The following is a 10,086-nucleotide window of genomic DNA, read 5'->3' as shown; positions in this document are numbered from 1 at the left end:
CCGTCACCCCGTTTTGACGAGCTTGAACGGCATGGTGATGAAGAGCGGCCTGCTGATACCGCAGGTGCCGCTGGCACCGGTCGTCTGATCTTCGCCGACCAGGGTGGTCGACGTCGGATCGACTCCGATGTCGTAGGCCCCCGGGCGGGAGAACCTGAAGATCTGTAGCCCGGGCCCGGCCGAACCGTCCGGGCACGGTTCCCAGTTCTCCACGGCCCGTTTGACATACCAGACACCGCTCTTCTGGTAGATCGGGGCGCTCCAGCCCCAGTCGCTGGTGACGGTCCCGGTGCACTCGGTGGGGTAGCTGCACACCGTCGTGATGGTCCAGGTGCTCCGGACGCTCGCCTCGTCGAGCATGATGTCGTTCTTCTTGGCCCATTCGCCGTTCGACGTCGCGGTATAGGTGCCGTTGAGGCCCCAGTCCCCTTCCGCGGAAGCCGGTGGGCAGCTGCCCATCCCCACGAGCGAGGCCGCAGCCATGACACTCGCCAGCGCGCCAGGTCTACGCATTCCTCTGCTCCTCAACACGTCGGGCGGTGCCCACTCGGGTGCAGGACGTTAGCACCCACGACGGGAGCTGCTCACCCATCCGTCCACTGAGCGGGCCGGAAACGAAATCGTCCACTCAGAGGGAACTGCGGATCGCATCGGTCGCCGCAGTGCTTAAGCTGCCGCCGTGCGATGGACCCTGGTGGCAGTGGTGGCGTTGCTCGCCGGTGCGCCTCTCGCGCCCGCGGCCGCCGAACCGTCGGCGTGCAACGAACCGTCATGCGTCCCCGGTATCACCGGAGGCGTCGTGCTGGGGGCCCCGTGCTCGGAAACCACCCACTTCGTGTTCGGGACGACGTCGTGGGGCCGGCTGGTCTTCTGCGGGTCGCCGCGGCGGTACGAGCCCCGATACTTCCGCTCCCCGTCGATGTACGGGATCAAAGACGAGAACGCCACCTGCGGGGGCTTCGAGAACGGGGTCGCGCAGGCACCGGACGGACTGTTTCTCAGCTGCCTGGCGATCGACGGCGAGACGCGCTGGGTTCGTGGTGATACATGAATCTCGGGGTGACGGTGGATGTCAGGCGGGCCGTGCTGTGGCTGGCGCCAATCATGCTGATGGCGCCGCTGGCACTGGCGTCAGTGCCCGCGCATGCTGAGGAAGCCGTGCCGCATCAGGTGCAGTACGTCGTGACGGCGGACAGCGCCTTCACCGCCGACATCTACTTCCGGGACACCGACCCGCCCTCGTGGGCGGACTACAGCCACAACCCGTACCAATTCAGCCCCAAGATCGAAGCTCGGGTGGGGCCGGGCCAGCCCTGGACCCACGACGTCATGCTGGCCGACCCGGATCATTGGGCAATGGTCACCGCCACCAGTGGGCTGTCGCCGGAGACACCCAACTTTCATTGCACGCTCGCGGTGGACGGTGTCGTGGTGAATTCGAGCAGCGGCGCCAAGGGTGCGCTGTGTTCGATACGGCATTGGTGAGCGGGCACCGCGATGGACAAGGACACGGACGGGAGGATGTCATGCCAGAAGTGAACTCTCTGATCGATGCCGACGTGGCTGCCCTCGTCGAAGAAGCCGAGGCGGCTGCCGCCGAAGCCGAGGCGCTGGCCGATGCTGCTCGTGCTCGGGCCCAGGCGATCCGGCTGCAACAGCAGGCCGGTGCCACTGAGCCGGCGGAGCCGGAGGAACCAGAGGCCGAGTCGTCTTCGGCAGCTGGGGCGCGCCGGTGGCGGGGTCCGAGACGCAGGACTGTCCTTTTCGGGATCGCCCTCCTCTGCGTGGCCGTTCAGCTTGGCCTCGCAGTCGTGATGATCAGGCACCACCGAGAGGCCATGCATCAGCAACAGCTCGCCGGGGAGTTCACCGCCGCGGCACGCCAAGTGGTCGTCACGCTGATGTCCATCGATGCCGCCAACGCCAAGGACGACGCGCAGCGCATCATCGACAGTTCCACCGGCGCGTTCAGAGACGAGTTTCAGAACGCGGCAGAGGCTTTCGTCAAGACGGCGCAGCAGGCGAAGGTCTCCACCACGACGACCGTGCAGGATGCGGCCGTGGATTCGATGACCGACGACACGGCGGTCGTGCTCGTGGCTGCCAAGTCCACCGTCACCAATGCGGCCGGCGCCGAAGAGGAGCCCCGCACCTGGCGGCTGAGCGTCCATCTGGTCAGAGATGACGGACAGCTCAAGATGTCGACTATGGAGTTCATCCCATGACCACCAACGATATTCAGGGCATCGAGGACGCGACGGCGAGCACCCGCCGCAGCTGGGCGCGGCGAGCGATGTCCCATTGGTCGAATATCGGCATGGCACTGTTGGTGGTGGCCTCTACCGCCGCCAGCATCGGGTTGTACTTCGGCCAGTATCGAGTCGACCAACATACCGGTGATACCGCCGCGAAGGCGGTGATCGCCGCGGCGTCCGACGGTAGCGTGGCGTTGTTGTCGTACACGCCGGATCAGCTGGAGGGCGATCTCGCGGCCGCGAAGTCGCACCTGACGGGCGACTTCCTGGCTTACTACAGCAAGTTCGTCGATGAGGTTGTGGAGCCGGCGGCCAGGGAGAGGGCGATCCACACCACCGCGTCGGTGGCGCGGGCGGCCGTCGCCGAGCTGCACCCCGGTTCGGCCCGGGTGTTGGTCTTCCTCAACCAGACGACGATGACCAAGACTGCGCCCGACCCCGTTCAGGTAGCCAGCATTGTCAATGTCAGCCTGTCCAAAGTCGATGCCGCGTGGCTTATCTCGGCTTTCGACCCGATCTGACGGTGGTGTTTCCGGGAAGCCGGTGGGCGCTCACTTGCCGGCAGCGTCTCTTCTCGGCCTGATGAACACGCCGTGGGCTTCGACAGTCACCCCATCGGAATCGGAAATATGGCCCACCGCGAAGGTTTTCGAACCTTCCTCCCGATCCACCCAGGCTTCGGCGCGCAGCCGTCCCAGCCGCGTCGGTCGCACGTAGCGGAGGGTCAGCGTGCCGGTAAAAGCAGGCGAGCCCGGCCGGTGTGCAGTCGCACCCAGCACGTGGTCCAGGACCAATGCGGCCACCCCGCCGTGGACGTGCCCGGGCGGGCCCTCGTAGGGGGCGCCGAGATCGATGTCGGTGTGGACCCGGCCGTCTGGGGCGTGCTGGATGTCCAACGGAGGGGCGATCGGGTTGCGCAGTCCGATCAGGACATTGCCCCACGCAACCGGTCGGCCTTCTTCGGCGGCGCGGACTCCGAACGAGTCCGGGATGAGCTGCCCGCGCAACAATTCGTTGGCCCGGTCGATGTGATCCTTGGCGGCCGCGAAGGCGTCGGCGTCCACCTCGGAGCGGATGGTGGCATCGATCAGGTCGCGCACCGACTGGGTGAGTGGTTCGTAGTGGTCGCTCATCCGGCGGCGTGCCCGGCGGCCATGTCGAGGGCGGCGAGGTGGCTGAACAGCATTGACGCCCCGATCGGGCAGCCACCGCCTGGATAGGTGGTGCCGCTTACGGCGGCCATGGTGTTGCCGGCCGCATACAGCCCGGGTATCGGTTCGCCCCGGGTGTCGAGGACACGGGCGCGGGTGTCGGTGCGCAACCCGCCCTTGGTGCCGAGGTCGGACAATCCGAACGCCGCAGCGTGGAAGGGGGGTTTGACGATGCGCTCCATCGGCGACTTTCCGCCGGAAAACGCCCGGTCATAGGTTTCGTCGCCACGCCCGAAGTCGGCGTCGACGCCATGGTCCACCGCTTCGTTGAAGCGCGCCACGGTGGCGACCAGGGCGGCAGGTGGCACCCCGATGGCACGGGCCAAGCCTTCGAGGGAATCGGCGGTGTGCCACAGACCCGCATCGCGGTAGCGTGCCGTCTCCACCATCGACACGTTAGTCGCTTTGACCGGGGGCACCTCGCCCTCCCGGTCGTCGTAGACCATCCAGAACGGCAACTCCATGGCGCCGACGGTGATCTGATCGATCACCGCCCGCCCCAACCGGTCATACGGTGCGGATTCGTTGACGAAGCGCTGTCCGTGGTTGTTGACGAAGATTCCGCCGGTGAACCACAAGGCGAACGCCGAGCGGCCGTCCGGGTGTGTGAGTCCCGGCGACCACCAGGCCTGATCCATCAGGTCGGTGTCCGCACCGGCACGGATGGCGGCCTCATGCGCGGTGCCGGTGTTGGCCGGGGCCCCCATGGTGTCGTCGGCGCGGCCCGGGACACCGTAATGGGTGCGCATCCGTGAATTGTGTTCGAAGCCGCCCGCCGCCAGCAGTACGCCTCGCCGGGCGCCGATGCGCACCCGGTCATCGCCGCGTTGCACGACAGCGCCCACGACCGCATCGTTCTCGGTGATCAGATCGATCAGTCGAGAGCTCAGATGCACTGAGGCGTCCGGATACTGGCGCAGTGCGGCGAGGAACCGGCCGATCAACGCGCGCCCGCCGGTCAGGACGTCGGGCGCGGGGGCCCCCAGCCGTTCGGTGTCCAGCGGGCCGCGCACGTGATCCGCGTGCGGGCCGAGTGCGGCCGCCGGCAGGGGTGCGGGCACGATGTGGCGCAGACCGTCGGACCGCGCGCCGGGTGCTCGACCGAAATAGTCGGGCCACGGTAGAACGGTGAACTCGAAGTGAGCGTCGGCTTCGAGATATTCGATCAGCCGTGCGCCGCCCCGCACGTAGGCATCCTGCAAGTCGCGGGGCGTGCGATCGCCGACTACCGCGTGGAAGTAGGTCAATGCCGCCTCGGGGGCGTCGTCGCTGCCGGCGCGATTCAGCACCGGATTGCAGGGAAACCACATCCCACCGCCGCCGGAGAATGCTGTGGTGCCACCGAATTTATCGGCTGCCTCGATCAGCGCAACCGAAAGCCCTTCCCGTGCTGCGGTATAGGCGCCGGTGATCCCGCCGCCGGAGCCGACGACCACTACATCGACGAGTTCGTCGTAGCCCGACATGCTCCTCCTTCACTGTGCACGGTAGTTCCTACTGTGGCCGCCGCGGCACGGTCCGGGAACGACTGCTCCCGGTCAGCGGTTGCAAGCGGGCCTGATGGCAGTACGCGTTGCTACCCTTTTGTAGTGGATGCAACACCCGACAGGCCGAAGTTGTCTGCGACGAGCTGGGCGCTGCTGGGCATGTTGTCGGGTGGGGACGAGTTGTCCGGCTATGACATCAAGAAATGGATCAACTGGGTCGTCCGATTCTATTATCAGGTTCCGGCCTACAGCCAGATTTACTCCGAGCTGAAGAAGATGGAACAGCTGGGACTGCTGACGTCTCGTGTGCACAACGGTGACACCATGCGCAGCAAGCGGCTTTACAAGATCAACGAAGCCGGTCTGGCGGCCGTCACCCGATGGACCAACGAGGCACCGTTAGAGCCGCCGATGCTCAAACACACCGCGTTGCTGCGGGTTACCTTCGGGCATCTCAGCCAGCCCGGCCGGCTCAAGGAACTCCTGCAGGAACACATCGCCAATGTCGACGAGATGCAGCGCAGTGCGGCGATCGAAGCGCGGGTGACCGCAGATCAACCGGCCTGGGCCTACGCCAGGATTGCATTGCAATGGGCCGAGCGTTACTACGCATCCGAACGCGAGTTGGCGCTGACCTTGATCAAGGATCTCGACGAAGCCGATGCGGCTTTCGCCGAGGCGACGAAGGCCGCTGAAGGCGGGACCCCTTGGCCCATGCGCGAATACTGGGATGAATACGAGACCAAGACCAAGGCCGAACAAGCTGACCGCTGACGGCTGACGGCTGACGGCTGACGGCTGACCGCTGACCGGGACACGGGGTCGCGGCCCACCGCACGGCAGAAGCAGACTTGCTCTCGGTCGCGAGGGGACATCCGCCCGACGCACCACTCGTTGGTCGCCAAGCAGATCAAGTCGGTTCGGTGACTACGGACGACGAGAGCTTCACTCACCAGCCGATCTCACCGACGGGAAAGCCGATGCCATCAAGCCCGGAATATGACGTCATCGTGATCGGATTCGGCGCCGCCGGTGCCGCGGCCGCGATCGAGGCCGCCGACCACGGTGCGCGCGTGCTTGTGCTGGACCGAGGCTACGGCGGCGGCGCGACGGCGCTTTCGGGAGGAATCGTCTACGCCGGCGGAGGAACCGAAGAACAGCATGCCGGGGGCTACTCCGACAGTGTCGAGGACATGCTGGACTACCTCAAGCAGGAGGTCGGCGATGCCGTCTCTGACGAGACACTCGCGCGATTCTGCCAGCAGAGCCCGGCACTGATCGAGTGGCTCAAAGCGCAGGGGGTCCCGTTCCGGGGCGGTGCGGTGTCGTCGTACAAGACGTCCTACCCGACCGACGATTTCTACCTGTACTACTCCGGCAACGAAAAGGCATATCCCTACGTCGAACACGCGCGGCCCGCGCCACGTGGCCATCGCGTGCTGGCACCCGGCATGAGTTCTGGCAAGGTTTTGTTCGAGAACCTGCGGCGGTCCGCGGAATCCAAAGGGGTTGAGGTCATTCCGCTGGCACGCGTGCACAGTCTCATCACGGACAGCCACGGCCGGATAACCGGTGTCCGGTACCGGGGCATGGATCCCAGCCATCCGAAAAGGCGCCAGCACTCAGCGCTCACCAAAGTCACCGGGAAGGTGGGTAACTGGCTGCCCGGGGTCGTCCGGGGTGTTGTCGCCCGAGCCGAGCGACTGTGGTCGGACGCTGCGGTAGAGAACGAAGCATTCGGGCGCACAGTCGTTCTGGCGGCGGGCGGGTTCGTGTACAACCGGCAGTGGATGCAGGAGTATGCGCCGCAGTTCATGAAGATCTCACCGCTGGGCACCAGTGGTGACGACGGCACCGGAATCGCGTTGGGCCTGGAAGCCGGCGGGGTGGCCGCCAAGATGGGCAACGTCACCGCGTGGCGGTTCTTGGCGCCGCCGAGCGCATTCCTGGAAGGTCTCACCGTCGGCGCGGACGGGCGGCGCATCGCCAATGAAGATCTTTACGGAGCCACCCACGGCAACGTGCTGATGCGCGAGTTCGGCGGGACCGGGTGGGCCATCTACGACGATCGCACCTGGAAGAAGATCAAGAGTCAGGTTCGTGAGCAGACGAAGGTGTTCCAGCGCCTACAACTGCTCTATCTGTTCACCGCCGGACACAAGAAGGCCGCAACCGTCGAGGAGATCGCCCGCAAGAACGGCATCGACCCCGCGGGATTGCGCCGCACCGTCGACGCCTTCAACGATGGAATCACCAGTGGGGACGGCGATCCAGCGCGCAAGGAGCCCAGCCTGTGTTCGCCGTTGTCGGCCGGGCCGTTCTACTCGATCAACATCTCGGCCGATTCGTCGATGTTCTATCCCATTCCAGGCCTGACCTTGGGAGGCCTCGTCGTTTCCGAACGGACCGGGGCCGTAGTTGACCGCAACGGTGCGACGATTCCTGGCCTGTACGCGGCGGGACGCAACGCGGTGGGTATCTGCTCGAACAGTTACGTCAGTGGACTGTCCATCGCCGACTGCATCTTCAGCGGGCGCCGCGCGGGTGTCGACGCGGCCCGCACCTTGGGCTCCGAATCCGCTGTCAGACCTTCTCGGTCAGTCCGGCGTCCACCACCAACTGGGTAGCGGTGATGTAGCGAGCTTCGTCGGAGGCCAGGAACAGCACGGCGTTGCTGATGTCGACGGGGTCGACCCAACCCACCGGCAACAGGTGGCGCGCGGCCAGCACGGCCGCGGCGTCCTCGGCGGTCGGGTTCTCCAGATCCGGGCACAGCCGCGCAAAGGTGGCCTCGTTCAACACCATCGCCGTGCCGACCGCGCCCGGATGCACCGTGTTCACCCGCACCCGCTTAGGCCCCAACTCGTTGGCCAACGTCCGGGCCAGGCCCACCAGCGCGTGCTTACTCGCCGAGTAATGGGAACCGTTGGGTTCGCCCCGCAGCCCGGAGGTCGAGCTGATGATGATGATCGACCCGCCGTCGGGGCCGAAGTGGCCCACCGCGGCTTTGACGGTGTGCCAGGCCCCCGTCAGGTTGATGTCGAAGGTCTGCTGCCACGCCTCGGCGGTCAACTCCCAGGCGGGGGCGCCGGGCAGGTGAATGCCGGCGTTGGCGACGACGACGTCGAGCCGGCCGAGTTCGGTCACCCCGGCATCGATCGTGGTGACCAGTGCGTCGAGATCGCGGACGTCGGCCAGCCCGGTGACGCAGCGCCGACCGTGGCGCTGCACCTCGGCGGCGGTGACGCGAAGATCCTCGGCGGCAGCCGGCGTATCGAGGGCGATGATGTCCGCGCCTTCTTCTGCCATCCGCGCGCAATGGGAGCGCCCGGAGCCGCGGCCGGCTCCGGTCACCACCGCGACCCGGTCCAAGAGACGCATCAGCACGCCTTGATCAACTGGAAACCCCGATACCCGGCGTCGGCCACGTCGTCACAGATGTCGTTGTACACGGCGAAGCCACCGATGAACAACATGAAGACTCGGGGCTTGCCTTCGACGTTGGCGCCCAGATACCACGAGTCGGCCTTGGTGAACAGGGTTGCGTCGGCGAGCCGAGCGCATTCTGCGATCCAGTCCTCCACCGAATCCGACTCGGCCTCGATACCGAGGTACCCGTGCTCATCGAGGTAGGAGATGCAATCGGCGATCCAGTTCACATGCGCCTCGGCGTGCAGCACCATATTGGCCAGCACCGCCGGCGCGCCCGGCCCCGAGACCAGGAACAGGTTGGGGAAGCCGTCCACGCCCAAACCCAAGTAGGTCCGCGGGCCATCGGCCCAGCCGTCGCGCAACATCGCACCGCCGCGCCCGACGATGTCGATCTTGCCCAGTGTGCCGGTCATCGCGTCGAAGCCCGTCGCCAGCACGATCATGTCCAGATCGTAATGCGCTGCGGTGGTGTTGATTCCGGCATCGTCGATGGATGCGATCGGCGTCTTGCGGACACTGACCAGCTCCACGTTGGGCCTGTTGAAGCTCTGGTAGTAATTGCTGTCGGTGCAGATCCGCTTGGTGCCGATCGGGTGGTCGGTGGGGATCAGCAGATCGGCGACCTCCGGGTCGTCGATGACGGCGCGAATCTTCTCATCGAAGAATTTCTTGGCCTCCTCGTTGGCCTCCGGGTCGGTCATCTGGTCGGGGAAGGTCTTGCTGAACAGCACACCGCCGAGCTGCCACCGCTTCTCGAATGCCGCGCGGCGTTCCTCGGGAGAGTGCTCCATCGTGTTCTTGCTGATGCCGATGTAGGGGGAGCCGCCGCCGCTGCGCCAGGACAGCCGCCTGCGTTCGTCGTAGTTCGCCTTCACCTCGGCCAACTCTTCTGAACTCAGCGGCCGGTTGCCCGCGGGGACACTGTAGTTGGGGGTGCGCTGGAAAACGTAGAGTTGCTCGGCCTGGCCGGCGATCTCCGGGACCATCTGAATGCCCGAGGAGCCCGTGCCGATCACGGCGACGCGCTTGCCGGTGAAATCGACGCCGTCGTGCGGCCAGTGGGCACTGTGGTGTATCTCGCCGCCGAACGAGTCGAGGCCCTGGAAATTCGGGGTCAACGCCGCCGAGAGGGGACCGGTGGCCATGACGCAGAACCGGGCGGTGACAACCTCGCCGGTGTCGGTGCGCACCGACCAGTGCAAGGTCGCCTCGTCGAGAACCGCCGAGGTGACCCGGGTGTTGAAGGTGATGTCGCGGCGCAGGTCCAACTTGTCGGCGACCCAGTTGATGTAGCGCAGGATCTCGGCCTGGGTGGCGTACTTCTCGGTCCAGTTCCATTCCTGCTGCAACTCGTCGGAGAACGAGTAGCTGTAGTCGACACTTTCCACGTCACAGCGCGCGCCCGGGTACCGGTTGAAGTACCAGGTGCCGCCGACGTCGGGTCCGGCCTCGAATACCCGGACCGACAGGCCCTGGGCGCGGAATCGGTGAATCGCATAGAGCCCGGCGAACCCGGCCCCGACGACGATGACGTCATGGTCGGGCGTTGGCGCTGGATCGGTGGTGACCACGAGATGTCATGTTAGGGCGGCCGACCGGAACCTAACCTGGCGTTCCCGTTCACCGGACCACGAGATCGCCGTGGAACTTCGAATTCTATTCCGGTGACCGGGACGGGCAGCCGCCACGGCCGCATAAGGA

At 66.0% G+C, this 10,086-nt stretch carries 11 protein-coding genes; 6 read left to right on the top strand and 5 right to left on the bottom strand.

Going from position 1 to position 10,086, the window contains the following annotated elements:
- Nucleotides 1–3: 3 nt before the first annotated feature.
- Nucleotides 4–513: an Rv2253/PknI dimerization domain-containing protein gene (locus ACZYY4_RS18480; protein WP_463811451.1), complete on the bottom strand. Its 510-nt coding sequence runs from the start codon at nucleotides 511–513 to the stop codon at nucleotides 4–6.
- A 166-nt stretch (nucleotides 514–679) separates the two neighbouring features.
- Here ACZYY4_RS18480 and ACZYY4_RS18475 point away from each other — a divergent pair, with 166 nt between their 5' ends.
- Genes ACZYY4_RS18475 through ACZYY4_RS18460 form a run of 4 tightly spaced genes read left to right on the top strand, consistent with a single transcriptional unit; the run spans nucleotide 680 to nucleotide 2,776 of the window.
- Complete coding sequence (locus tag ACZYY4_RS18475; RefSeq protein ID WP_463811450.1) at nucleotides 680–1,051, top strand: hypothetical protein; 372 nt, start codon at nucleotides 680–682, stop codon at nucleotides 1,049–1,051.
- A gap of 59 nt (nucleotides 1,052–1,110) precedes the next feature.
- Nucleotides 1,111–1,485: a hypothetical protein gene (locus ACZYY4_RS18470; RefSeq protein ID WP_463811496.1), complete on the top strand. Its 375-nt coding sequence runs from the start codon at nucleotides 1,111–1,113 to the stop codon at nucleotides 1,483–1,485.
- 41 nt (nucleotides 1,486–1,526) lie between these two features.
- Nucleotides 1,527–2,225 carry a hypothetical protein gene (locus ACZYY4_RS18465; RefSeq protein WP_463811449.1) on the top strand — a complete coding sequence of 233 codons (699 nt, stop codon included), beginning with the start codon at nucleotides 1,527–1,529 and terminating at the stop codon, nucleotides 2,223–2,225.
- Nucleotides 2,222–2,776 (top strand): twin-arginine translocation pathway signal, encoded by a 555-nt coding sequence (locus ACZYY4_RS18460; protein ID WP_463811448.1) that lies wholly within the window; start codon nucleotides 2,222–2,224, stop codon nucleotides 2,774–2,776. The genes ACZYY4_RS18465 and ACZYY4_RS18460 overlap by 4 nt, the downstream gene beginning before the upstream one ends.
- A gap of 30 nt (nucleotides 2,777–2,806) precedes the next feature.
- Here ACZYY4_RS18460 and ACZYY4_RS18455 read toward each other — a convergent pair whose 3' ends face one another.
- Together ACZYY4_RS18455 and ACZYY4_RS18450 are read right to left on the bottom strand one after the other, a co-directional pair.
- Nucleotides 2,807–3,388, bottom strand: a complete 582-nt coding sequence (locus ACZYY4_RS18455; protein WP_463811447.1) for a PaaI family thioesterase — start codon at nucleotides 3,386–3,388, stop codon at nucleotides 2,807–2,809.
- Nucleotides 3,385–4,932: an FAD-binding protein gene (locus tag ACZYY4_RS18450; protein ID WP_463811446.1), complete on the bottom strand. Its 1,548-nt coding sequence runs from the start codon at nucleotides 4,930–4,932 to the stop codon at nucleotides 3,385–3,387. Before ACZYY4_RS18450 ends, ACZYY4_RS18455 begins: the two co-directional genes overlap by 4 nt.
- Nucleotides 4,933–5,112: 180 nt before the next feature.
- Here ACZYY4_RS18450 and ACZYY4_RS18445 point away from each other — a divergent pair, with 180 nt between their 5' ends.
- Together ACZYY4_RS18445 and ACZYY4_RS18440 are read left to right on the top strand one after the other, a co-directional pair.
- Entirely contained in the window at nucleotides 5,113–5,727 is a 615-nt protein-coding gene (locus ACZYY4_RS18445; protein WP_463811495.1) for a PadR family transcriptional regulator, read from the top strand.
- 206 nt (nucleotides 5,728–5,933) lie between these two features.
- Nucleotides 5,934–7,580: an FAD-binding protein gene (locus ACZYY4_RS18440; protein ID WP_463811445.1), complete on the top strand. Its 1,647-nt coding sequence runs from the start codon at nucleotides 5,934–5,936 to the stop codon at nucleotides 7,578–7,580.
- On the opposite strand, the gene ACZYY4_RS18435 is transcribed toward ACZYY4_RS18440, so the two are convergent.
- Both ACZYY4_RS18435 and ACZYY4_RS18430 read right to left on the bottom strand, forming a co-directional pair.
- The gene (locus tag ACZYY4_RS18435; RefSeq protein WP_463811444.1) at nucleotides 7,537–8,334 is read right to left on the bottom strand and encodes a mycofactocin-coupled SDR family oxidoreductase; all 798 of its coding nucleotides are present in this window, start codon (nucleotides 8,332–8,334) and stop codon (nucleotides 7,537–7,539) included. The genes ACZYY4_RS18440 and ACZYY4_RS18435 overlap by 44 nt on opposite strands.
- Complete coding sequence (locus tag ACZYY4_RS18430; protein WP_463811443.1) at nucleotides 8,334–9,956, bottom strand: flavin-containing monooxygenase; 1,623 nt, start codon at nucleotides 9,954–9,956, stop codon at nucleotides 8,334–8,336. The genes ACZYY4_RS18435 and ACZYY4_RS18430 overlap by 1 nt, the downstream gene beginning before the upstream one ends.
- Nucleotides 9,957–10,086: the final 130 nt, after the last annotated feature.

It is taken from the genome of Mycobacterium sp. IDUB_21, from assembly GCF_055419425.1.
The sequence above is the reverse complement of the archived record's forward strand: the minus strand, read 5'-3'. Positions and strand labels throughout refer to the sequence as shown.